At 71.9% G+C, this 22,336-nt stretch carries 20 protein-coding genes; 9 read left to right on the top strand and 11 right to left on the bottom strand.

What is annotated here, in order from left to right; all coding sequences use genetic code 11:
- Nucleotides 1-104 precede the first annotated feature (104 nt).
- The 3 genes from ABZ192_RS06060 to ABZ192_RS06050 form a co-directional block, all read right to left on the bottom strand.
- Nucleotides 105-347 (bottom strand): chaplin, encoded by a 243-nt coding sequence (locus ABZ192_RS06060; protein WP_086847493.1) that lies wholly within the window; start codon nt 345-347, stop codon nt 105-107.
- A 156-nt stretch (nt 348-503) separates the two neighbouring features.
- Complete coding sequence (locus tag ABZ192_RS06055; protein ID WP_356923309.1) at nt 504-1,145, bottom strand: response regulator transcription factor; 642 nt, start codon at nt 1,143-1,145, stop codon at nt 504-506.
- Nucleotides 1,138-2,283 carry a GAF domain-containing sensor histidine kinase gene (locus tag ABZ192_RS06050; RefSeq protein WP_356923308.1) on the bottom strand — a complete coding sequence of 382 codons (1,146 nt, stop codon included), beginning with the start codon at nt 2,281-2,283 and terminating at the stop codon, nt 1,138-1,140. Before ABZ192_RS06050 ends, ABZ192_RS06055 begins: the two co-directional genes overlap by 8 nt.
- A gap of 222 nt (nt 2,284-2,505) precedes the next feature.
- On the opposite strand from ABZ192_RS06050, the gene ABZ192_RS06045 reads away from it, so the two are divergent.
- The 3 genes from ABZ192_RS06045 to ABZ192_RS06035 all read left to right on the top strand — a co-directional run bounded on the left by ABZ192_RS06045 (nt 2,506) and on the right by ABZ192_RS06035 (nt 5,326).
- Nucleotides 2,506-3,204 (top strand): SDR family oxidoreductase, encoded by a 699-nt coding sequence (locus ABZ192_RS06045; RefSeq protein ID WP_356923307.1) that lies wholly within the window; start codon nt 2,506-2,508, stop codon nt 3,202-3,204.
- Nucleotides 3,201-4,244, top strand: coding sequence for an S-adenosylmethionine:tRNA ribosyltransferase-isomerase (locus ABZ192_RS06040; protein ID WP_356923306.1), 1,044 nt, complete (start codon nt 3,201-3,203; stop codon nt 4,242-4,244). The genes ABZ192_RS06045 and ABZ192_RS06040 overlap by 4 nt, the downstream gene beginning before the upstream one ends.
- Before the next feature lie 353 nt (nt 4,245-4,597).
- A complete protein-coding gene (locus tag ABZ192_RS06035) occupies nt 4,598-5,326 on the top strand; it encodes a transglycosylase SLT domain-containing protein (RefSeq protein ID WP_356923305.1) in 729 nt (242 codons plus the stop codon).
- Between the two features lie 93 nt (nt 5,327-5,419).
- Here ABZ192_RS06035 and ABZ192_RS06030 read toward each other — a convergent pair whose 3' ends face one another.
- A complete protein-coding gene (locus ABZ192_RS06030; protein ID WP_356923304.1) occupies nt 5,420-7,981 on the bottom strand; it encodes an FHA domain-containing protein in 2,562 nt (853 codons plus the stop codon).
- Between the two features lie 241 nt (nt 7,982-8,222).
- On the opposite strand from ABZ192_RS06030, the gene ABZ192_RS06025 reads away from it, so the two are divergent.
- Entirely contained in the window at nt 8,223-10,988 is a 2,766-nt protein-coding gene (locus ABZ192_RS06025; protein ID WP_356923303.1) for a streptophobe family protein, read from the top strand.
- A 119-nt stretch (nt 10,989-11,107) separates the two neighbouring features.
- A complete protein-coding gene (gene serB / locus ABZ192_RS06020; RefSeq protein ID WP_356923302.1) occupies nt 11,108-12,322 on the top strand; it encodes a phosphoserine phosphatase SerB in 1,215 nt (404 codons plus the stop codon).
- 80 nt (nt 12,323-12,402) lie between these two features.
- On the opposite strand, the gene ABZ192_RS06015 is transcribed toward serB, so the two are convergent.
- The 4 genes from ABZ192_RS06015 to ABZ192_RS06000 form a co-directional block, all read right to left on the bottom strand.
- A complete protein-coding gene (locus tag ABZ192_RS06015; RefSeq protein ID WP_356923301.1) occupies nt 12,403-12,921 on the bottom strand; it encodes a histidine phosphatase family protein in 519 nt (172 codons plus the stop codon).
- A 65-nt stretch (nt 12,922-12,986) separates the two neighbouring features.
- Nucleotides 12,987-13,193 (bottom strand): hypothetical protein, encoded by a 207-nt coding sequence (locus tag ABZ192_RS06010; protein ID WP_356923300.1) that lies wholly within the window; start codon nt 13,191-13,193, stop codon nt 12,987-12,989.
- A 167-nt stretch (nt 13,194-13,360) separates the two neighbouring features.
- Nucleotides 13,361-13,477: an SGM_5486 family transporter-associated protein gene (locus ABZ192_RS06005; protein WP_086012488.1), complete on the bottom strand. Its 117-nt coding sequence runs from the start codon at nt 13,475-13,477 to the stop codon at nt 13,361-13,363.
- Nucleotides 13,478-13,545: 68 nt separating this feature from the next.
- Nucleotides 13,546-15,057 (bottom strand): MFS transporter, encoded by a 1,512-nt coding sequence (locus ABZ192_RS06000; RefSeq protein ID WP_356923299.1) that lies wholly within the window; start codon nt 15,055-15,057, stop codon nt 13,546-13,548.
- 91 nt (nt 15,058-15,148) lie between these two features.
- Here ABZ192_RS06000 and ABZ192_RS05995 point away from each other — a divergent pair, with 91 nt between their 5' ends.
- A complete protein-coding gene (locus ABZ192_RS05995; RefSeq protein WP_356923298.1) occupies nt 15,149-15,841 on the top strand; it encodes an FCD domain-containing protein in 693 nt (230 codons plus the stop codon).
- On the opposite strand, the gene ABZ192_RS05990 is transcribed toward ABZ192_RS05995, so the two are convergent.
- The 3 genes from ABZ192_RS05990 to fabG all read right to left on the bottom strand — a co-directional run bounded on the left by ABZ192_RS05990 (nt 15,819) and on the right by fabG (nt 17,808).
- Nucleotides 15,819-16,169, bottom strand: a complete 351-nt coding sequence (locus tag ABZ192_RS05990; RefSeq protein WP_356923297.1) for a hypothetical protein — start codon at nt 16,167-16,169, stop codon at nt 15,819-15,821. The genes ABZ192_RS05995 and ABZ192_RS05990 overlap by 23 nt on opposite strands.
- 161 nt (nt 16,170-16,330) lie before the next feature.
- Nucleotides 16,331-17,098, bottom strand: a complete 768-nt coding sequence (gene fabI, locus ABZ192_RS05985; RefSeq protein WP_356923296.1) for an enoyl-ACP reductase FabI — start codon at nt 17,096-17,098, stop codon at nt 16,331-16,333.
- A 5-nt stretch (nt 17,099-17,103) separates the two neighbouring features.
- The gene (gene fabG, locus ABZ192_RS05980) at nt 17,104-17,808 is read right to left on the bottom strand and encodes a 3-oxoacyl-[acyl-carrier-protein] reductase (protein WP_356923295.1); all 705 of its coding nucleotides are present in this window, start codon (nt 17,806-17,808) and stop codon (nt 17,104-17,106) included.
- Between the two features lie 273 nt (nt 17,809-18,081).
- Between fabG and ABZ192_RS05975 the strand changes: the two genes are divergently transcribed.
- From ABZ192_RS05975 to tyrS, 3 genes are read left to right on the top strand one after another with little or no spacing between them, the layout of a single operon-like run.
- Nucleotides 18,082-19,605 carry a TldD/PmbA family protein gene (locus ABZ192_RS05975; RefSeq protein ID WP_356923294.1) on the top strand — a complete coding sequence of 508 codons (1,524 nt, stop codon included), beginning with the start codon at nt 18,082-18,084 and terminating at the stop codon, nt 19,603-19,605.
- The gene (locus ABZ192_RS05970) at nt 19,602-20,996 is read left to right on the top strand and encodes a metallopeptidase TldD-related protein (protein WP_356923293.1); all 1,395 of its coding nucleotides are present in this window, start codon (nt 19,602-19,604) and stop codon (nt 20,994-20,996) included. Before ABZ192_RS05975 ends, ABZ192_RS05970 begins: the two co-directional genes overlap by 4 nt.
- 56 nt (nt 20,997-21,052) lie before the next feature.
- Nucleotides 21,053-22,321, top strand: a complete 1,269-nt coding sequence (gene tyrS, locus ABZ192_RS05965) for a tyrosine--tRNA ligase (protein ID WP_356923292.1) — start codon at nt 21,053-21,055, stop codon at nt 22,319-22,321.
- Nucleotides 22,322-22,336 lie beyond the last annotated feature (15 nt).

Below are 22,336 nucleotides of genomic sequence, written 5' to 3'. Positions count from 1 at the left end.
CTAAGCCGACACGACTGCCCGCAGGCTCAGCACATGCCGAACCGGCCTCCCAGGCGTTGCCGGGAGGCCGGTGGTACCTCCGGCTCGGAGACGGAGGTGGGTGGTCAGTGGTTGACGGCGAGGTTGCCGAAGGCGGGGTTCAGGACGCCCACGACGTTCACGCTGTTGCCGGAGACGTTGACCGGGACGTGCACCGGGGCCTGGACGACGTTGCCCGAGCCGACGCCCGGGGAGCCCACGGCCTGGCCGTCGGCGTGCGCGCTGGTGGCGGAGGCGATGCCCGCGCCCGCGGCCAGCAGGCCACCCGTCACCATCGTCACGGCAGCGGCCTTCTTCAGGTTCTTCACTTCTGAGCCCTCCTTGCGATTGCCGCGGCAGGCGCCGCAGCACGCACTGGAGAACGGTGGAGATCCACCGAGGTTGCGCCATGTGAGGGACGTTCCCACGACAGTATGAATCTCAGCTCGGAATGGAACCCTCCGTGTTGCCGTGGGATCAGCGTGTCAGCCGGTCACGCCATGGCGAACGGCCCACAGGGCGGCCTGCGTTCGGTCGGACAGGTCGAGTTTCATCAGGATGTTCGAGACGTGGGTCTTGACGGTCTTCTCGGAGAGGACGAGGGAGCGGGCGATCTCCCGGTTGGAGCGGCCGTCCGCTATCAGGCCGAGCACCTCGCGCTCCCGGTCGGTGAGCGAACCTGCCCGTCCGGGACCCGAGTTGGCCTCCTCCTGGGAGAGCAGGGCGTCGGCGACCTCCGGCTGGAGGAGGATGTGCCCGGCGTGGACGGAACGGATGGCGCCGGCGAGGGCGTCGGGGTCGACGTCCTTGTAGACGTAGCCGGCGGCGCCTGCGCGCAGGGCCGGGACCACCGTGCGCTGCTCGGTGAAGCTCGTGACGATCAGCACGCGCGCGGGGTTGTCCCGTTCGCGGAGTCCGCGCAGGGCGTCGACGCCGTCCATGCCCGGCATCTTGACGTCCATGAGGATGACGTCGGGCCGCAGCTCCTCCGCGCGGTCGACTCCCTCGGCGCCGTCCGCCGCCTCGCCGACGACCTCTATGTCGTCCTGTACCTCCAGGAACGTGCGCAGGCCCCGGCGGACGACCTGATGGTCGTCGACGATCAGCACCTTGATTGCGTCAGCCACCGGGGACCTCCATCTCGATCGTGGTGCCCTTGCCGGGCGCCGATTCCACGGTCAGCGTGCCGCCCGCCCCACTCGCCCGGTCCCGCATCGAGACCAGGCCCAGATGGCGCCCCGCGCGGCGGACCGCCCTCGGGTCAAACCCGCTGCCGTCGTCCGTGACGCGCAGGACGGCTCCGCTGCCGCGGCGGTCCAGGGTCACGTCGACGTGGTCGGCGCCGGAGTGGCGCAGGGCGTTGTGCAGGGCCTCCTGGGCGACCCGCAGGACGGCCTCCTCCTGGGAGGCGGGCAGGGCCTTCACGCCGCGGCCGGCGAAGGTGACGCGGGCGGAGTGGGCACGGTCGAGAACCTGCACCTGCGTCCGGAGGGTGGCCACAAGGCCGTCCTCGTCGAGGGCGGCGGGACGCAACTCGACGACGGCGGCGCGCAGTTCGTCGGCCGCCTCGGCGGCGAGGGCCGCCACCTGCTGGAGTTCGCCCTTGGCGCGGGAGGGGTCCCGGTCCACCAGACGGGCGGCGGCCTGGGCGGTCAGGCGCAGGGAGAAGAGCTTCTGGCTGACCGCGTCGTGCAGTTCGTGGGCGAGACGGGAGCGTTCCTCGGCGATGGTGAGTTCGCGGCTGCGTTCGTACAGGCGGGCGTTGGTGAGGGCGATCGCCGCGTGCTGGGCGAGGATGCCGAGCAGTTCCTCGTCGTCCTGTGTGAAGCCGCAACTGCCTTCCGGCTTGGGGCAGTTCTTGTTCGCCAGGAACAGCGCGCCGATGACCTCGTCGCCGTCTCGGATGGGCACGCCCAGGAAGTCCACCAGGTCGGGGTGGGCGCTCGGCCAGCCCTCGAAGCGGGGGTCCTTGCGGACGTCGGCGAGGCGCTCGGCCCTGGCCTCGTGGAGCATCGCGGCGAGGATGCCGTGCTGGCGCGGGAGCGGGCCGATGGCCTTCCACTGCTCGTCGCTGACGCCGTCGACCACGAACTGGGCGAAGCCGCCGTGGTCGTCCGGGACGCCGAGCGCGGCGTACTGCGCGTCGAGCAGCTCGCGGGCCGATGCGACGATCGTCTTGAGGACGTCGCGCACCTCGAGATGCCTGCTCATGGCCAGCAACGCGGAGCTCACCGCGGCGAGGCCGGACCGGGGACCGTGACTCATGACCTCACGGTACCGGCGGGCTGTGACAGCGCGGATCGGACCGGTGGCGGTGGACGCCCAGGCCTGTGGGCCTAGGTCGCGGGGCCGACACGCCCTCGGTCCTGGGCGCCGGGCCGGTGGCGTAGGGCGAAGGGACCCGGTGGGTTGCGGCCCGCGTCCGAGGCGGTCCGGGTGTCCCTGTTCCTACGTTGAGGGCACACGGTCACGGCGAGGGAGCGGATCATGCCGGTTGCGATCATCACGGGAGCCTCCAAGGGTCTGGGCCGGGCGCTCGCGGAGGCTCTGGCCGGGCGGGGCTGGGATCTGGTGCTCGATGCCAGGGGTGCCGAGGCACTGGGGGTCGCGGTAGAGGCCGTCTCCGCGCACGGCACGCGTGTGACCGCCCTGCCGGGGGACGTCACGAATGCCGCGCACCGGGCGGCGCTGGTGTCGGCGGCGTCGCGGCTCGGTGGCGTCGACCTGCTGGTGCACAACGCCAGCGCGCTGGGCGCCGAGCCGCTGGTGCGGCTGGAGGAGCTGCCCCTGGAGGGGCTGCGGCGGGCGCTGGAGGTGAACCTGGTGGCGGGTCTCGGCCTGGCCCAAGAGGCGCTGCCGCTGCTGCGGGCCTCGCGGGCCGGCACCGTCATGGCGGTCAGTTCCGACGCGGCCGCCGAGGCATACGAGACCTGGGGCGGCTACGGGGCGTCCAAGGCGGCCCTGGACCAGCTGGTGGCGGTGCTCGCCGTGGAGGAGCCGGGGCTGCGGGTCTGGGCGGTGGACCCCGGGGACATGGCCACGGACCTGTATGCGGCGGCCGTACCGGACGATCACGACCCGCGGCCTGAGCCGGCGGCTGTGGTGCCGGGGTTCCTGCGGCTGCTGGACGAGCGGCCGGCGAGCGGGCGGTACGGGGCCCCGGCTCTGGTGGACGGGGTCCGATGACGGCGGCCGTACGGGTACCGGAGGAACTGTCGGCCCGGGTGCCGGTCGAGCAGCGGGGGCCCGGGCTGGACCGGGATGCCGTGCGGATGCTGGTGTCCCGGGGCGTGGAGGTGGCGCATCACACGTTCAGGGAGCTGCCGCAGCTGTTGCGGGCCGGGGATCTTCTCGTGGTCAACACCTCGGCCACGCTGGCGGCGGCCGTGGACGGGTGGGTCGGGCACGCGCGCGTGGTGGTGCATTTCTCCACGCGTGGGGACGACGGACGCTGGGCGGTGGAGCTGCGGGAGCCCGACGGGCGGGGCACCACGCGCGCGCGTGCGGGTGGGCCCGCGGGGACGGAGGTGTGCCTGCCGGGAGGCGGGGGGCTGGTTCTGGAGGAGCCGCTGAGCGGGCGGAGCGGACGGCTGTGGTGGGCGCGGGTCGCCGGGGCGGGGGTGCCGGGGCTGCTGCGGGAGCACGGGCGGCCCATTCGGTACGCGTACACGGAGCGCGACCAGCCGTTGTCCGTCTACCAGACGGTGTTCGCGCTGCCGTCCGCGGACGGGGCGGGCAGTGCGGAGATGCCCAGTGCGGCGCGGCCCTTCACGGGGCGGCTGGTGGCGGAGCTGGTGAGCCGGGGCGTGCAGTTCGCGCCGGTCACGCTGCACACGGGGGTGGCGTCGGCGGAGGCGCACGAGCCGCCGTATCCGGAGCGCTTCGCGGTGCCCGAGGCGTCGGCGCGGCTGATCAACGCCGCGAAGGCCGGTGGGGGCCGGGTCGTGGCGGTCGGGACGACCGCGGTGCGGGCCGTCGAGTCGGCGGTGGGCGCCGACGGGGGCGTACGCGCGCGTGCCGGGTGGACGGATCTCGTCGTCACGCCGGAGCGCGGTGTACGTGTGGTGGACGGACTGCTGACCGGGCTGCACGAGCCGGAGGCCTCGCATCTGCTGATGCTGGAGGCGGTCGCCGGGGGCGAGGCGATCCGGCGCGGGTACGAGGCGGCGGTGCGGGACCGCTACCTGTGGCACGAGTTCGGGGACGTGCACCTCGTCCTGCCGTAGCAAGGGTGGCAGAACCCTCACGCTGAGCATCGCTTGTGCAACCAGCGGTGAGAGCGTGCCTCGCCCGGTGTGAGCCCGCGCATAGGACCCACGTCACGTACGAAAGTACGTAGGAGACAAAGCCCCACCTTTTGAGCGGCACAGACAGTCCAATCTGCCCCGATTTACCCCTCCCTGATCCACTATCGGGCATCGTACGTCACACCTTTGCCACGCCATTTTGCGGCCGCTAAGAATTGCTGGCGTCGCTCAGCGCCGTGGGTTCACCTCCGCGGCGTTCGTGTCGGAAACACACCGAGTCCAACGCCGGACGCCGAGCGACTCCCGCGCTATTCGAAGAGGTCCACACCACCATGCCCAAGAACATCTTCAGCCGTGGCCGCAGTCGCACCCTGACCCGTCACCACAAGATCGCCATGGCGGGTGTCGCCACCCTCGGCGCCGCCGCCATCGGTTTCTCCGCGGTGCCGAGCGGCGCGTCGACGAAGACCACGACCGAGGCCGCTCAGCCGGCTGCGGTGGCGTTCAGCACCGAGCAGATCAAGGACGTCAAGGCGAGCGTCACCGACCAGATGGCCGGTGCCAGCCTGAAGGCGGAGCAGATCGCGGCGAAGAAGAAGGCCGACGCCGCTGCCGCCGCCAAGAAGAAGGCCGCCGCCGAGGCCGCGAAGAAGAAGGCCGAGGCCGCGCGCAAGGCCAAGGAGGCCGCGAGCCGGGACGCCAAGCGCGCCCAGGTCAAGAAGGCCGCCGCCAAGAGCTACCCGAACAACCTCGACGGCTGGATCCGCGAGTCGCTCGACGTCATGAAGAAGCACGGGATTCCCGGCTCCTACGACGGCATCAAGCGCAACATCATCCGAGAGTCCTCGGGTAACCCGAAGGCGATCAACAACTGGGACATCAACGCCATCAACGGCATCCCGTCGAAGGGCCTGCTCCAGGTCATCCCGCCGACCTTCAAGCACTGGCACGTCCCCGGCACCTCCTGGGACATCTACGACCCGGTAGCCAACATCACCGCCGCCTGCAACTACGCGGCTGACAAGTACGGCTCGATGGACAACGTCAACAGCGCGTACTGAGGCTGGCGCGGACCTCTCTGCTTCGCTGAACCAACGCCGAAGGGCGGCACCCTCCTGACGGGGTGCCGCCCTTCGAGCGCGGTGGAGCGGTGACTACTTGCGCATGACCTCGGGCTCGTGGCGGCGCAGGAAGCGGGCCACGAAGAAGCCGCAGATCACGCCGAGGACGAGGAGCGCGCCCATGTCCATGGCCCAGGCCCCGACCGTGTGCTCCCACAGCGGGTCGGTGTCGCCGGGCGTCTCGGGCGGGCTGATCTTGTTGAAGTCCAGCGTGGCCCCGGAGGCGGCGACCGCCCAGCGCGACGGCATCAGGAACGAGAACTGGTTGACGCCGATCGAGCCGTGCAGCGTGAACAGGCAGCCCGTGAAGACGACCTGGATGATGGCGAACATCACCAGCAGCGGCATGGTCTTCTCGGCGGTCTTGACCAGCGAGGAAATGATCAGGCCGAACATCATCGAGGTGAAGCCCAGCGCCATGATCGGGATGGAGAGCTCGACGAGGGTCGCGCTGCCGAGGACCAGGCCCTCCTCGGGGATCTCCCGGCTGGAGAAGCCGATGACGCCGACCAGCAGGCCCTGCAGGACGGTGATCATGCCGAGCACGAACACCTTCGACATCAGGTACGCCGAGCGCGACAGACCGGTCGCGCGTTCCCGCTCGTAGATGACCCGTTCCTTGATCAGCTCGCGGACCGAGTTCGCCGCGCCCGCGAAGCAGGCGCCGACCGCGAGGATCAGCAGGACCGTGGTGGCCGTGCCGTTCGGGATGATCCGGCCGGTCTGCGGGTTGGCCGGGTTGGGCAGCAGGCCCTTGTCCGCGTCGATGAGCAGGCTCACCGCGCCGAGCACGGCCGGCAGGATCACCATCAGGGCCAGGAAGCCCTTGTCGGACGCGATCACCGAGACGTACCGCCGGACGAGCGTGACGAACTGGGACATCCAGCCCTGCGGCTTCGGCGGCTTCATCGCCTGCATCGGCGCAACCTGTACGGACTGCGGCGGGGTGGCGTCGATGTCCGCGGCGTACATCTGGTAGTGCTGCGAGCCCTTCCAGCGGCCCGCCCAGTCGTAGTCGCGGTAGTTCTCGAAGGCGGAGAAGACATCGGCCCAGGTGTCGTAGCCGAAGAAGTTCAGCGCCTCCTCGGGCGGGCCGAAGTAGGCGACCGAGCCGCCCGGCGCCATCACCAGCAGCTTGTCGCAGATCGCCAGCTCGGCCACCGAGTGGGTGACGACGAGGACCGTACGGCCGTCGTCGGCCAGGCCGCGCAGCAGCTGCATGACGTCGCGGTCCATGCCCGGGTCGAGGCCGGAGGTCGGCTCGTCCAGGAAGATCAGCGACGGCTTGGTCAGCAGCTCCAGGGCCACGGAGACGCGCTTGCGCTGGCCGCCGGACAGGGACGTGACCTTCTTGTCCTTGTGGATGTCCAGCTTCAGCTCGCGCAGCACCTCGTCGATACGGGCGTCGCGCTCGGCGGCCGTGGTGTCGGCCGGGAAGCGGAGCTTGGCCGCGTACTTGAGGGCCTTCTTGACGGTCAGCTCCTTGTGCAGGATGTCGTCCTGCGGGACCAGACCGATGCGCTGGCGCAGCTCGGCGAACTGCTTGTAGAGGTTCCGGTTGTCGTAGAGAACCTCGCCCTGGTCGGCCGGGCGGTAGCCGGTGAGCGCCTTGAGCAGGGTGGACTTGCCGGACCCGGACGGGCCGATGACCGCGATCAGCGACTTCTCCGGGACGCCGAAGGAGACGTCCTTGAGGATCTGCTTGCCGCCGTCGACGGTGACGGTCAGGTGGCGCGCGGAGAAGGACACCTCACCGGTGTCGACGAACTCCTCGAGCCGGTCGCCGACGATCCGGAACGTCGAGTGGCCGACGCCGACGACGTCGGCCGGGCCGAGCAGCTGCGTGCCGCCCTTCGGGATCGGCTGGCCGTTGACGTACGTGCCGTTGTGCGAGCCCAGGTCGCGGATCTCCATGCGCCCGTCGGGCGTCGAATGGAATTCGGCGTGGTTCCGGGAGACCTGGAGGTCGGAGACGACCAGCTCGTTCTCCAGGGCACGGCCGATGCGCATCACGCGGCCGAGGGAGAACTGGTGGAACGTGGTCGGGCTGCGGTCGCCGTAGACCGGCGGCGCCCCCGCGACGCCGCCGGGGCCCTGCTGCTGCGGGATGTGCGCCGCGTGCTGCGGCGGCTGCTGCTGCCAGCCGGCCTGGGCCTGCTGCTGCGGGGCCTGGGGCTGCTGGTGGGGCGCCTGCTGGGCGGGTGCCTGCTGGGCAGGGGCCTGCTGGGCCCAGCCGGGGTTCGCGCCCTGTGCGGCGTACGGCTGTTGCTGCGGCTGGGCCTGCGGCGTGGCGACGGAGGCGGCGGCACCGGAGAAGTCCAGGCGCGGGCCGTCGGTCGCGTTGCCGAGGTTGACCGCAGAGCCCGGGCCGAGTTCCAGCTGATGGATCCGCTGCCCCTGCACGAACGTGCCGTTGGTGCTGCCATGGTCCTCGATGACCCAACTGCGGCCGTTGAAGCTGACCGTGGCGTGACGCCAGGAGACCCTGGCGTCGTCGAAGACGACGTCCCCCTGCGGATCACGTCCGAGGGTGTATGCCCTGGACGGATCGAGCGTCCAGGTACGTCCGTTTGATTCCAGTACGAGTTCCGGCACTCCATGCCCCACTGAGTTGTCCCCCGAGTTACCCCCGACATGGGGAGTCTAGGGATGTCGAACATCGGGGGGAACTATTTCAGTAGCGGCCGCCTGACCGAAAGTCGGGCCTTGTGAAGACCGCGTTCGGACGCATCAGCCGTTTCCGTTGACGGGGTTGAAAACGGGCCGGAGAGTGGTATTTCGACGCGAGGGGGACATGCGCGGTGTTCCCGCCGCACAGCGGATCGGGGGGTCTGCCATGGGTGCCGGTACGGGTGTCGGTACGGGTGTTGGTACGGCGACGGACGCCACGCGGGTGCCGTGGGGAGACGTGCTGATGTCCGCCGTCGCCGCCGTGAGCTGGGCGTTGATCGGGATGGCGGGTACGGCGGCCCTGGGTCTTCGGCTGCTGGAGGCGGACGCGGCGGGCTCGTTGGGGCCGATGACCGCGGCTGTGGTGGCCCTTGGGGCGGGTGGTTCGGTCACGCCGTCCGGTGATGTGTCCGCGTTCGGCCTCACGGGAGCGCAGGCGGACACGGCCATCGAGATCACGCCACTGGGGGTGAGCCTGGTCGGGGCGGTGCTGCTGTCCTACTTCTTCCTAAGGTCCTTGCGGGCGGCGGGAGTTGTGATATCGCCGACCGAACTCCTCGCGCGTGCGGGCGCGGTGGTCGCGCTGTTCGTGGCGATGCTGGGCGGGCTGGCGTGGGCGGGGCACGACGTCATCACGATCGACGGCGGCGGGCTGGGCCTGGACGACCTGACAGGCGGGGACGGTGGAGGTGGAGACGGCCTGGAGATCCCCGGGCTCGGGGACATCGGGGACATCGGCGGGCTGTTGCCCGACCGGATCGGCGACCTGGTCGACGCGCAGGCGGCGGTCGGTTTCACGGTCGACACCGCGCCCACGCTGTTCGGTGGGGCCGGCTGGTCGGCCGGGATCCTCCTCATCGCGCTGCTGGCCTCGCGCCGTACGCCGCTGCCGCGGGGCTGGGAGGCCGTGCACCGGGTCGTGCGGCCCGCCGTCTCCGCTGTGGTGACCGTGCTACTGGTCGCGGTGGCGGCGGGGCTCGCGGCGGCGGCGTACGCGGCGACCGGTGACGACCATCCCCGGCGCATCGCCGGCGCGGCGCTGCTCGGGTCGCCGAACGGGGTGTGGCTGGGCGTCCCGATCGGCCTGCTCGTGCCGTGGGACGGCCGGGCCACGGGTGAACTGACCCGCCTCCTGCCGGACCCCCTGGACGACCTGCTCGCCGTCCGCTCCGACCAGCCGGTGACGCTGGGGCGGCTGGCCGAGCTGGACGGGCGGGTGTGGCTGCTGGGGGTGGCTGCGGCACTGATGATGCTGTTGGCCGGGGCGCTGGCGGCGGTGCGGACGCCGGTGCCTGGCCCTGGGGACGTACGGGGTCCGGGTGCGCTCGGTTTCGCGGGGCGGTGTGCGCTGCGGCTGGGGGTCGCGACCGCGCTGGCCCTGCCGCTGCTCACCTGGCTGACGGACGTGTCCGTGACCGCCTCCCTGTCCGTCCTCGGCTTCGACGCGTTCGGCGCGGGCATCGAACTGCACGGCCACCTCGGCATGGCCCTGCTGCTGGGCGCGGTGTGGGGCGCGGGGGCCGGGGCGGTGGGGGCGTTGCTGGCATGGGCGAGCGGGAGCGCGGGGCGGCGGGCTTCGGCTTTGGCTCGGGGGGTGGGGGTGGCCGGGGCCGGGGCGGCGGGGGTCGTCGGTGCCGCCGGGGTTGGTGTGGCCGGGGCGGCCGGGGCCGGTGTGTCTGGGGTCGGCGCGTCTGGGGTCGGTGGAACAGGGAGCGGGTCGGGGGTTGGGTGGGCTGGGCACGGGGAGAGGACCGGGCCGGGGGCAGACGGGGGGCAGGCCGGGCACGGCGCCGGTGCCGGGCACGCAGCGGGGCCGCGGGCCGGCACGGGGCAAGCGTGGCGCGTGGCTCGGCCGGGGATCGACACGGGACAAGCCGCGCCCGGCGCCGGCACAGGGCAAGCCGGGCGCGCGACTGGGCCCGGGATTGACACGGGACAAGCCGGACACGGCGCCGGCGCCGGGCACGCGGCAGGGTGGGATGCCGACAGGGGGCAAGCTGGGCACGACGCCGGTGCTTGGCACTCTGCCGGGCCGGGGGCTGGCACAGGGCAGGCCGAACGCGGCGCCCGTGCCGGGCACACGGCAGGCCCGGGAGCCGACACGGGGCAAGCCGGACACGGCGCCGGCACCGGGCACGCGGCCGGGCGCTGGGGCGCGGCCGGCGCCGAGCGGGCGTCGTCGTCCGGGGAGGAGGTCGGGCCGTACGCGCCGGGAGTGCCGTACCGGCCGCCGAACCCGGCCACCAACCCGTACCTCCGGGTGCCGGACGAACTCCGAGAGCCGGAGGACGCGCGGCCGGACGACGAGGAACGACCCTCCGGTGGGCCGCTGGAGCGCGGGCGGCAGACCGGTCAGGATCGGCAACGAGACGAGAGCCGCTGGCCGCCGGGCGAGGCCCCCGGGCCTGGCCGATTCCCGCGGCCGAACCAAGCCCCGCCACCCGGCCGACCCGCGCGACCTGGCCAGGCCCAGCCGCCCGGCCAGGGCCCCCGGCCCAGCCAAGCCCCTCGACCTCGCCAAGCGCCGCCGCCCAGTCAGAGCCCGCCGCCCAGCCAAACCCCACCCTCCGGCCAAGCCCCGCCGCCCAGCCAAGGGCCCCAGCCCAGCCAAGCACCTCGACCTCGCCAAGCGCCGCCGCCCAGTCAGAGCCCGCCGCCCAGCCAAGCCTCACCACCCGCCCAAGCACCACCCCCCGGCGAACCCAGGGCGCCTCACGAACCGCCGTCCGGCGGTGACCCCGCTGATCACCGGGACGGGGACATGTACGGTGCGCCCACCGTGGCGCGGCCGGTCGGGCCGCCGCCGCGTGGGCCCCGGCAGCCGCCCGGGCCGAAGGGCGGGAAGCGGCCGCCGGCGCGGCCGGACGACGGGCCGCCGCCTCCGCCGCCTCCTCCCCCGCCGCCGCCGCGGAAACCTCGTGGGGGGAAGTAGGCCCCCGGGGAGACAGGAGACGCAAGGTTCGCGACACCCACGCGTCACCCAGTGTTCGCTGTCCGCCAGGCGGACCTCACGGGCGGTCCGACCTGCTCGCCGGATACGGTGGAACCACCATGAGCGCTTCGCAGACCTCGTCCTCCGACGTTCCCACCCTCCTTGTCAAGATCTTCGGCAAGGACAGCCCGGGCATCACGGCCGGCCTCTTCGACACCCTCGCCGCCTACTCCGTCGACGTCGTCGACATCGAGCAGGTCGTCACCCGGGGCCGAATGGTGCTGTGCGCGCTCGTGACCGAGCCCCCCAAGGGGCTCGAGGGCGATCTGCGGGCGACCGTCCACAGCTGGGCCGAGTCGATGAAGATGCAGGCGGAGATCATCTCCGGCCTCGGCGACAACCGCCCGCGCGGCCTGGGCCGCTCTCTGGTGACCGTGCTCGGGCATCCACTCACCGCGGAGGCGACGGCGGCGATCGCCGCGCGGATCACCAAGACCGGCGGCAACATCGACCGTATCTTCCGGCTCGCCAAGTACCCCGTCACCGCGGTCGAGTTCGCGGTGTCCGGCGTGGAGACCGAGCCGCTGCGCACCGCCCTGGCGCCCGACGCGGCGAAGCTCGGCATCGACGTGGCGGTCGTCGCCGCCGGTCTGTACCGGCGCGCACAGCGTCTGGTCGTCATGGATGTCGACTCGACGCTCATCCAGGACGAGGTCATCGAGCTGTTCGCCGCGCACGCCGGCTGCGAGGACCAGGTCGCCGAGGTGACGGCGGCCGCGATGCGCGGCGAGCTGGACTTCGAGCAGTCCCTGCACGCGCGCGTGGCGCTGCTGGAGGGGCTGGACGCCTCGGTCGTGGACAAGGTGCGCAGCGAGGTGCGACTGACGCCGGGCGCCCGCACCCTGATCCGTACGCTGAAGCGGCTCGGCTTCCAAGTCGGCGTCGTCTCCGGCGGTTTCACCCAGGTCACCGACGATCTGAAGGAGCGGCTCGGGCTGGACTTCGCCCAGGCCAACACGCTGGAGATCGTCGACGGGAAGCTGACGGGCAAGGTCACGGGCGAGATCGTCGACCGGGCCGGCAAGGCCCGGCTGCTGCGCCGGTTCGCCGCCGAGGCGGGTGTGCCGCTGTCGCAGACCGTGGCGATCGGTGACGGTGCCAACGACCTGGACATGCTGAACGCGGCCGGTCTGGGCGTCGCCTTCAACGCCAAGCCGGTGGTGCGCCAGGCCGCGCACACCGCTGTGAACTTCCCCTTCCTGGACACCGTGCTGTACCTGCTCGGCATCACGCGCGAAGAGGTCGAGGCGGCGGACACCCTCGACACGGTCTGAACACGGTTCGAGCCGGCCAGACGGGCCCGGCACCGTACCGGTGCCGGGCCCCGGTCACGCGGAGTCGGTCGGGGAGTCCGTCATTCGGTCGGCGCCCAGTAGTCCTGCAGCGTGGCCGCGCCCGGCTCCAGGCTCTTCCAGGAGCCGGTGAAGGACAGGAGGGCGAAGGCGGCGGCCGGGAACCCACGGCGGCTCATGCGGTCGCGGGCGTCGCCCTCGGCCGTGCCCGCCAGGATGTCGGCGAGGCCCTGGATGGCCGGGTTGTGGCCGATCACGAGGATGTTCTGAGCGTCGTCGGGGGTCTCGTTCAGCAGGGCGATCAGTTCGCCCGGCGAGGCCTCGTAGATCCGCTCTTCGTAGACGGTTTTCGGCCGCTGCGGGAACTCCTGGACGGCGAGCTTCCAGGTCTCCCGGGTCCGGACCGCGGTGGAGCACAGGGCCAGGTCGAAGGCGATGCCGGTGTCGGCCAGCCTGCGCCCGGCCTCCGCCGCTTCTTTTCGGCCCCGGTCGGCGAGCGGACGCTCGTGATCGCTCACCTGTGGCCAGTCGGCTTTCGCATGGCGGAAGAGGACAATCCTGCGGGGTTCTGCGACGCTCATAAGATCCAGCTTCGCACGAAACAGGCCACGGGGCGCAGGGAGTTGACCACCGGTTTCTGCCGTGCTCAGTGGGCTGTCAGCTGCCGGAGCCACGCGAAGAGCTGGGTGATCAGGGGCTCACCGCCGGCCGCCTGGGCATCGGACGGGTTCAGGATCAGCACGAGCAGCGTCACGAAGGCGAGCGTGGGCAGGGCGAGAGCCCACCAGGGCAGCCGGCTGCCGACGCCGGCCCGGGTCGCCGGATGGGGCCGGGTGTGCGTAGGAGCCGACATGGGTGCCTCCGCTCTTCGAATGGTCCGTGGCCCGCGTCTCGCGGTCACACGTCGAAGTTACGGAATCCGAGGCGGCCAACCCATCCGGTGATCCACCCACTTGACCCTGACCCTCACCCCCTAGGGGACAGGGGGGCTAACCCCACCAGGGGCGGGGCGGGGCCCGGTCATGGCGAGGCGATGGTCGCGATGACGCCGATGATGATGAAGATCGCGAAGAAGGCGCCGAACACGAGCAGCATCTTCTTCTGACCGTGCTGGGGATTCGGGTCGAGCACTGGCATGGGGCAAGTCTCGCACCCGCCCCGGGCGCCTGACGCCCGGGGGTGTCCCCGAGCCCCCGAGGAGGGGCTCAGCGGCCCGCCTCGTCCTCCACCGTACGGTCCCGGCCCGCCAGGAAGCCGACCGCCATCTGCGGGATCATCAGGGCGCTCATCAGCGCGATCGGCAGGCCCCAGCCGCCGCTGTGCTGGTAGAGGACACCCACCAGGAGCGGCCCCGGGATGGAGATCAGATAGCCGGTGCTCTGCGCGAACGCCGACAGCTGGGCCACGCCCGGGCCGGTCCTGGCCCGCATGCCGACCATGGTCAGGGCGAGCGGGAAGGCGCAGTTGGCGACGCCGAGCAGCAGCGCCCAGGCCCAGGCGCCGGCGGCCGGCGCGAGGTACAGCCCGGCGTAGCCGGCGAGGCCGCAGACGCCGAGGGCGAGCACGATCGGGCCCTGGTGCGGCAGCCGCGTGGCCAGGCGCGGTATGACGAAGGCCAGGGGCACGCCCATCACCATGGTGACCGCGAGCAGCAGCCCCGCGGTGCCCGCGGGCACGCCGGCGTCGCGGAAGATCTGCGCCATCCAGCCCATGGTGATGTAGGCGGCGGTCGCCTGGAGCCCGAAGAAGACGGCCAGGGCCCAGGCGGTGCGGCTGCGTGTGATCCGCAGCCGCGGCGCTTCCCCGGCGGCGGATCTGGCGGGAGCCGAGCCCGGTGTCTCCCGCTCCCGCGCCGACGGCGTCTCCCGGTCCCGCGCCGACCGGTCGCCGTCGGGCTCCGGACCCATGGCCCGCTCCCCGGACCGGGTCCCCGAGCCCCCGGCCCGCTCCGGCCCGGTCTCCGCGCCCCGGCCCCGCTCCCCAGGCCCGGACGCGACTCCAGCCCGCTCCCCCGGCCCCGGCACGACCGCGGCCCGCTCCCCCGGCCCGGACGCCGCCGTGTCCGCCCCACGGCCCCGTACGAACGGCAGCCACGGCAGCACAGCCGCCACGGCCAGCCCCGCCCACAGGGCGAGGCCCGACTGCCAGCTGCCGCCCAGGGCGTCGGTCAGGGGCACCGTGACCGCGGCCGCGAGGGCCGTGCCCAAGGCGAGGGCCATGGAGTACAGGCCGGTCATGGAGCCCACGCGGTCGGGGAACCAGTGCTTGACGATGACCGGCATCAGGACGTTGCTGACCGCGATGCCCATGAGGGCGAGGGCGCTGGCGGCCAGGAAGCCGGCCGTGCCGCCGACGTACGGCCGGATGGCCAGGCCGGTGGCGATGGCGGCCATGCCGGCGCACACCACGGCGCCGGCGCCGAAGCGGCGGGCGAGCCGCGGGGCCATGACGCCGAAGACGGCGAAGCACAGCGGCGGCACGGAGGTGAGCAGCCCGGCCACGCTGCCGCTCATGCCGAGCCCGTCGCGGACCTCCTCCAGGAGGGCGCCGAGGCTGGTGATGGCGGGCCGGAGGTTCAGCGCGGACAGCACGATGCCGAGGACGAGCAGCCGCATCGTCCACGCGCGCGTGGCGGAGCCGCCGGGTTCCCGGGCATCGTGCGCGGCCGAGCTGCGTACGGTCGGGGGCGTCATCGTCCGGGTTTCCTCACCAGCCATGCGGCCCATCATAGAATCATAGGATGATCGCCTGTCCACTCCGCTCCCTCCCAGGCCGCGCTCCGGCGCCCCGGTCGTGCGAAGGTGTGCCATGCCCCTGAGCCATCCCCGACGTTCGGCCCTCTCCGAGCAGGTCATCGCCGCCCTGCGGGCCCAGATCACCTCCGGCGAGTGGCCGGTCGGCTCCCGCATCCCGACCGAGCCCGAGCTCGTCGAGCAGCTGGGTGTCGCCCGCAACACGGTCCGCGAGGCCGTCCGCGCCCTGTCGCACAACGGCCTGCTGGACATCCGCCAGGGCTCCGGCACGTATGTCGCGGCGACGAGCGAGCTGGCGGGGGTGATGCAGCGGCGGTTCGCCGGTGCCGACCCCCGGCACATCGCCGAGCTGCGCTCCACGCTGGAGTCGGCGGCCGCCCGGCTGGCCGCCGAACGGCGTACGGAGAAGGACCTCAAGCAGCTCGACGCGCTGCTGCTGCGGCGTGAGGAGGCCTGGGAGTCGGGTGACGCGGAGGCGTTCGTGACGGCGGACGCGACCTTCCACCTGGCCGTGGTGTCCGCCTCCCACAACGACGTGATGACGGCCATGTACGCGGACCTGGGCGAGGTCCTGCGGGACTGGCTGCGCGAGGACGTCGGCGAGGAGCTGACGCCGGAGACGTACCTGGAGCACGGGCGGCTGCTCGACGCGATCCGCGCGGGCGACGCGGCACAGGCGGCGGCGGAGGCCGCCCGCTATCCGTTCCTGTGCCGCCTGGGCGGGATCAGCTCGCCCGCCGGTGGCTGATCCACACGTCGCCGACTTCCTTCCAGCAGCGTCCCGTCAGCCGTACGGTCTGCGCGGGCCCGGCCTCCACCGGGGTGCTGTCGGTGTCGATGTCCCACCAGCGGGCGCACTCGACGTGCAGACTCACACGGTCGGCCTCGGGGTACGGGTTGTGGCAGTACACGGTCACCTTGGAGCCGGTGACACGGACCCGGCAGGCGGCGCCGAAGGGGCCGGACGACTCGTGCTCGTCGGCGGGCACGCGCGCGTGGGGCACCGCCTCGTAGGCCAGGGTCATCACGAGGGCGACGGCGAGGGACAGTGAGGCCGTTCGGCGGGACAAGCGCACAAGGGGACCTCCTCGGCCGTGCTGGGGAGGGGATCGCGTGGTGAACGCGTACTCCAGGGTGCCCAGTTGTGGGCCTCCCCCGCCCGGCCGGATGAGCCGAACGGGTGACGCCCCGCTCCCCGCGCACTGCGGGAAACGGGGCGCCTAGGGCGTACGGGAGATCAGGCTCCGATGGCGTGCAGACCGCCGTCCACGTGGATGATCTCGCCGGTGGTCTTCGGGAACCAGTCGCTCAGCAGCGCGACGATGCCGCGGCCGGCCGGCTCCGGGTCCTTCAGGTCCCACTCCAGCGGGGCGCGGGAGTCCCACACGGAGGCCAGCTCGCCGAAGCCGGGGATGGACTTCGCGGCCATGGAACCGATCGGGCCCGCCGAGATCAGGTTGCAGCGGATGTTCTGCTTGCCCAGGTCACGGGCCATGTAGCGGCTGGTGGCCTCCAGGGCGGCCTTGGCCGGGCCCATCCAGTCGTACTGCGGCCAGGCGTACTGCGCGTCGAAGGTCAGACCGACGACCGAGCCGCCGTTCTGCATCAGCGGCAGGCAGGCCATGGTCAGCGACTTCAGGGAGTACGCCGAGACGTGCATGGCCGTGGCGACCGACTCGAACGGCGTGTTGAGGAAGTTGCCGCCGAGGGCGTCCTGGGGGGCGAAGCCGATGGAGTGGACGACACCGTCGAGGCCGCCGAGCTCCTCGCCGACGATGTCGGCCAGGCGCCCGAGGTGCTCGTCGTTGGTCACGTCGAGCTCGATGACCTTGGTGGGCTTCGGCAGCTTCCTGGCGATGCGCTCGGTCAGCGTGGGCCGCGGGAACGCGGTCAGGATGATCTCGGCGCCCTGCTCCTGGGCCAGCTTGGCGGCGTGGAAGGCGATGGAGGACTCCATCAGCACACCGGTGATCAGGACGCGCTTGCCCTCGAGAATTCCGCTCATGGTGATCAGTGACCCATTCCCAGTCCGCCGTCAACGGGGATGACGGCTCCAGTGATGTACGAGGCGTCGTCCGAGGCGAGGAACCGCACCGTCGCGGCGATCTCCTCCGGCTGCGCGTACCGGCCGAGCGGGACCTGCTTCACGATGCCGGCGCGCTGCTCGTCGGAGAGCACCGCGGTCATGTCCGTCTGGACGAAGCCGGGAGCGACGACGTTGAAGGTGATGTTGCGCGAGCCCAGCTCGCGGGCGAGGGAGCGCGCGAAGCCGACGAGGCCGGCCTTGGAGGCGGCGTAGTTGGCCTGCCCCGCGGAGCCGAGCAGTCCGACGACCGAGGAGATCAGGACGACCCGGCCCTTCTTGGCGCGCAGCATGCCGCGGTTGGCGCGCTTGACCACACGGAAGGTGCCGGTGAGGTTGGTGTCGAGGACGGACGTGAAGTCGTCCTCGGACATGCGCATCAGGAGCTGGTCCTTGGTGACCCCGGCGTTGGCGACGAGGACCTCGACGGGGCCGTGGGCCTCCTCGATCTCCTTGTAGGCCTGCTCCACCTGCTCGGCGTCGGTGATGTCGCACTTGACGGCCAGGAATCCGGCCGGCGGCTCACCCGAGCGGTACGTGATGGCGACCTTGTCGCCGGCATCGGCGAAAGCACGGGCGATGGCGAGGCCGATGCCCCGGTTGCCTCCGGTGACGAGAACCGAGCGGCTCAACGGATCACCCTTTCGGTAGCGGTCTGATACCCCGCCCGGGCGCCTGGACGACAGGCGGCGATGACAGGCGGCTTCCTTCGAAAACCTATCGGTCCGGACAGGCCCGCGGACAATCGGGCACCGACAGTGGCGTAGGGGACTCACTGTCGGGTCCCTACAGAAACCCGCGCACCCGGGTCGGCAAACTCGTGGTCCGCGCGCGGACCGAGACGACATGATCGGAACATTCACGAAGTACGGCGACCACGCTCACCTCGACAGAAAGAGACGGCGGTGCCTCATACCATCGACGAGGCCTTCACGGCCCTCCCCCTACGCGCCCTCGCCGACGCGGCCCTCGCACGCGCGCGTGCGCTGGGCGCCGAGCACGCGGACTTCCGGTTCGAGCGGGTTCGCAACGCCTCCTGGCGGTTCCGGGACGCCAAGCCCGCCGGGTCGTCGGACACCACCGACCTCGGGTACGCGGTGCGCGTCGTGCACGGCGGTACGTGGGGTTTCGCGTCCGGTGTCGACCTGACCCTGGACGCCGCCGCCAAGGTGGCCTCCCAGGCCGTGGCGATGGCCAAGCTCTCCGCGCAGGTGATCAAGGCGGCGGGGTCCGACGAGCGCGTGGAGCTGGCCGACGAGCCCGTGCACGCCGACAAGACATGGGTCTCGTCGTACGAGATCGATCCGTTCACCGTGCCCGACGAGGAGAAGGCCGGGCTGATCGCGGACTGGAGCGCGCGGTTGCTGGCGGCGCGCGGGGTGGACCATGTCGACGCCTCGCTGCTCACCGTCCACGAGAACAAGTTCTACGCCGACACCGCCGGGACCGTGACCACGCAGCAGCGGGTGCGGCTGCACCCGGTGTTCAACGCCGTGTCGGTGGACGAGTCGAGCGGCGAGTTCGACTCGATGCGCACCCTCGCACCGCCCGTGGGACGCGGCTGGGAGTATCTGCGCGGCACCGGCTGGGACTGGGAGAGCGAGCTGGGGCAGATCCCCGAACTGCTCGCCGAGAAGATGCGCGCGCCGAGCGTCGAGGCGGGCCTGTACGACCTGGTCGTCGACCCGTCCAACCTGTGGCTGACCATCCACGAGTCCATCGGGCACGCCACCGAGCTGGACCGGGCGCTCGGTTACGAGGCCGCCTACGCGGGTACCTCCTTCGCCACGTTCGACCAGCTGAACAAGCTGCGCTACGGCTCGGAGCTGATGAACGTCACCGGCGACCGCACCGCCGAGCACGGGCTCGCCACCATCGGGTACGACGACGAGGGCGTCCAGGCGCAGTCCTGGGACCTGGTGAAGGACGGCACCCTCGTCGGCTACCAGCTGGACCGGCGGATCGCGAGACTGACCGGCTTCGAGCGGTCCAACGGCTGCGCCTACGCCGACTCCCCCGGGCACGTGCCGGTGCAGCGCATGGCCAACGTGTCGCTGCGGCCGGACCCGGCCGGGATGTCCACCGAGGACCTGATCGGGGGCGTGGAGCGGGGCATCTACGTCGTCGGCGACCGGTCCTGGTCGATCGACATGCAGCGGTACAACTTCCAGTTCACCGGGCAGCGCTTCTACCGGATCGAGAACGGGCGGCTCGCCGGGCAGCTGCGGGACGTGGCCTACCAGGCGACGACGACCGACTTCTGGGGCTCGATGGCCGCCGTCGGCGGTCCGCAGACGTACGTCCTGGGCGGCGCCTTCAACTGCGGCAAGGCCCAGCCGGGCCAGGTCGCGGCCGTGTCGCACGGCTGTCCCTCGGCCCTCTTCAAGGGCGTCAACATCCTTAACACCACGCAGGAGGCCGGTCGATGAGCGGGCGCACCAGCAAGCCGCACGAGATCGTCGAGCGGGCCCTCGAACTGTCCCGGGCGGACGGCTGTGTCGTCATCGCCGACGAGCAGTCCACCGCCAACCTGCGCTGGGCGGGCAACGCGCTGACCACGAACGGGGTCACGCGCGGGCGCACGCTCACCGTCGTCGCCACGGTCGACGGCAAGGAGGGCACGGCCTCGGGGGTCGTGTCACGGTCCGCCGTGACGGCCGACGAGCTGGAGCCGCTGGTGCGGGCCGCCGAGGCCGCCGCGCGCGGCGCCGGGCCCGCCGAGGACGCGCAGCCGCTGGTCACGGGTGTCGCGCAGGCACCGGAGTTCACGGAGGCGCCGGCCGAGACCTCCTCCGCCGTGTTCGCCGACTTCGCTCCGGCGCTCGGCGAGGCCTTCGCACGCGCGCGTGCGGGCGGCCGGGAGCTGTACGGCTTCGCCAACCACGAACTGGTGTCGACGTACGTGGGGACAGCCACGGGGCTGCGGCTGCGGCACGACCAGCCGAACGGGACGCTGGAGGTGAACGCCAAGTCGCCGGACCGGACCCGGTCCGCCTGGGCCGGCCGCTCCACGCGGGACTTCAAGGACGTCGACCCGGCGGCGCTGGACGCGGAGCTGGCCGTGCGCCTCGGGTGGGCGGAGCGGCGTGTGGAGCTGCCCGCGGGCCGGTACGAGACGCTGCTGCCGCCGACGGCCGTCGCGGACCTGCTGATCTACCAGATGTGGTCGGCGTCGGGCCGGGATGCGGTGGAGGGCCGCACGGTGTTCTCCAAGCCGGGCGGCGGTACGCGGGTCGGCGAGAAGCTGACCGACCTGCCGCTGACGCTGCGCAGCGACCCGAACGAGCCCGGTCTGGAGTCGGCACCCTTCGTGATCGCGCACTCCTCCGGGGGCGACCAGTCGGTGTTCGACAACGGGCTGCCGCTCGCGGCCACCGAGTGGATGAGCCGGGGCGAGCTGCGGCACCTGACGACCAGCCGCCACAGCGCCGGGCTGACCGGTCTGCCCGTGGCACCGAGCATCGAGAACCTGATCCTGGACGGGGGCGAGGACCGCTCCCTGGAGGAGATGGTGGCGAACACCCGGCGCGGGCTGCTGCTGACGTGCCTGTGGTACATCCGGGAGGTCGACCCGGCGACGCTGCTGCTCACCGGCCTGACCCGGGACGGCGTCTACCTGGTCGAGAACGGCGAGGTGACCGGCGAGGTGAACAACTTCCGGTTCAACGAGTCGCCGGTCGGTGTCCTCGGCCGGGCCACGGAGGCCGGGCGCACCGAGAAGACGCTGCCCAGGGAGTGGAGCGACTGGTTCACCAGGGCCGCGATGCCCGCCCTGCGCGTCCCCGATTTCAATATGAGCTCTGTCAGTCAGGGCGTATAACCTCGTAGTCGGCTGTCACCCGACTGCCCGAAGATCATCGAGGAGACACGAGAACCGTGACGGACATCGTCGACGAGCTGAAGTGGCGCGGGCTGTTCGCCCTGTCCACTGACGAGGACGCTTTGCGCAAGGCGCTCGCGGACGGTCCCGTCACGTTCTATTGCGGCTTCGACCCGACGGCGCCGTCGCTGCACGTGGGGCACCTGGTGCAGGTGCTGACCGTGCGGCGGCTCCAGCAGGCCGGTCACCGGCCGCTGGCGCTGGTCGGCGGCGCCACGGGCCTGATCGGCGACCCGCGTCCGACCGCGGAGCGCACGCTGAACGATCCGGAGACGGTCCGCGGCTGGGTCGACAAGCTGCGCGGCCAGATCGAGCCGTTCCTGGACTTCGAGGGCGAGAACGCGGCCGTCATGGTCAACAACCTCGACTGGACGGAGAACCTCTCCGCGATCGAGTTCCTCCGGGACATCGGCAAGCACTTCCGCGTCAACAAGATGCTGACGAAGGACTCCGTCGCCCGTCGTCTGGAGTCGGACCAGGGCATCAGCTACACGGAGTTCAGCTACCAGATCCTCCAGGGCATGGACTTCCTCCAGCTGTACCGGAGGTACGGCTGCACGCTCCAGCAGGGCGGCAGCGACCAGTGGGGCAACCTCACGGCGGGCCTGGACCTGATCCACCGGCTGGAGCCGGACGCCTCGGTGCACGCCATGGCGACGCCGCTGATGACCAAGGCGGACGGCACCAAGTTCGGCAAGACCGAAGGCGGCGCCGTCTGGCTCGACCCGGAGATGACGACGCCGTACGCGTTCTACCAGTTCTGGCTGAACGTGGACGACCGGGACATCTCCAAGTACATGCGCATCCTGTCCTTCCGCTCCCGCGAGGAGCTGGAGGAGCTGGAGAGGCAGACCGAGGAGCGTCCGCAGGCCCGTGCCGCCCAGCGTGCGCTGGCCGAGGAGCTGACGACGCTGGTGCACGGCGCCGACCAGACCGCCGCCGTGATCGCCGCGTCCAAGGCCCTCTTCGGGCAGGGCGAGCTGGCCGAGCTCGACGAGCGGACGCTGGCCGCGGCCCTGTCGGAGGTGCCGCACATCCAGGTCGCCGAGCTCGGCCCGGTCGTCGACCTGTTCGCCGAGGTCGGTCTGGTGGCCAGCAAGTCGGCCGCGCGGCGCACGGTCAAGGAGGGCGGTGCGTACGTGAACAACGTCAAGGTCGCCGGCGAGGACGCGGTCCCCGCCAAGGAGGACCTGCTGCACGGCCGCTGGCTGGTGCTGCGCCGGGGCAAGAAGAACCTGGCGGCGGTGGAGGTCACCGGCGCCTGAGCGCGCGAGAACGCG

Origin of the sequence: Streptomyces sp. NPDC006235 (assembly GCF_040613735.1) — a bacterium.
GTDB lineage: Bacteria > Actinomycetota > Actinomycetes > Streptomycetales > Streptomycetaceae > Streptomyces.
Note: the sequence above shows the minus strand (reverse complement) of the source record. Positions and strands in the feature narration are given on the sequence as shown.

Excerpts from the sequence above, each read along its gene's own strand:
- ABZ192_RS06050 (WP_356923308.1), bottom strand. The coding sequence starts at position 2,283 with ATGAGTCACGGTCCCCGGTCCGGCCTCGCCGCGGTGAGCTCCGCGTTG.
- ABZ192_RS06045 (WP_356923307.1), top strand. The coding sequence starts at position 2,506 with ATGCCGGTTGCGATCATCACGGGAGCCTCCAAGGGTCTGGGCCGGGCG.
- ABZ192_RS06040 (WP_356923306.1), top strand. The coding sequence starts at position 3,201 with ATGACGGCGGCCGTACGGGTACCGGAGGAACTGTCGGCCCGGGTGCCG.
- ABZ192_RS06035 (WP_356923305.1), top strand. The coding sequence starts at position 4,598 with ATGCCCAAGAACATCTTCAGCCGTGGCCGCAGTCGCACCCTGACCCGT.
- ABZ192_RS06025 (WP_356923303.1), top strand. The coding sequence starts at position 8,223 with ATGGGTGCCGGTACGGGTGTCGGTACGGGTGTTGGTACGGCGACGGAC.
- serB (WP_356923302.1), top strand. The coding sequence starts at position 11,108 with ATGAGCGCTTCGCAGACCTCGTCCTCCGACGTTCCCACCCTCCTTGTC.
- ABZ192_RS06015 (WP_356923301.1), bottom strand. The coding sequence starts at position 12,921 with ATGAGCGTCGCAGAACCCCGCAGGATTGTCCTCTTCCGCCATGCGAAA.
- ABZ192_RS06010 (WP_356923300.1), bottom strand. The coding sequence starts at position 13,193 with ATGTCGGCTCCTACGCACACCCGGCCCCATCCGGCGACCCGGGCCGGC.
- ABZ192_RS06005 (WP_086012488.1), bottom strand. The coding sequence starts at position 13,477 with ATGCCAGTGCTCGACCCGAATCCCCAGCACGGTCAGAAGAAGATGCTG.
- ABZ192_RS06000 (WP_356923299.1), bottom strand. The coding sequence starts at position 15,057 with ATGGCTGGTGAGGAAACCCGGACGATGACGCCCCCGACCGTACGCAGC.
- ABZ192_RS05995 (WP_356923298.1), top strand. The coding sequence starts at position 15,149 with ATGCCCCTGAGCCATCCCCGACGTTCGGCCCTCTCCGAGCAGGTCATC.
- fabI (WP_356923296.1), bottom strand. The coding sequence starts at position 17,098 with ATGAGCGGAATTCTCGAGGGCAAGCGCGTCCTGATCACCGGTGTGCTG.
- ABZ192_RS05970 (WP_356923293.1), top strand. The coding sequence starts at position 19,602 with ATGAGCGGGCGCACCAGCAAGCCGCACGAGATCGTCGAGCGGGCCCTC.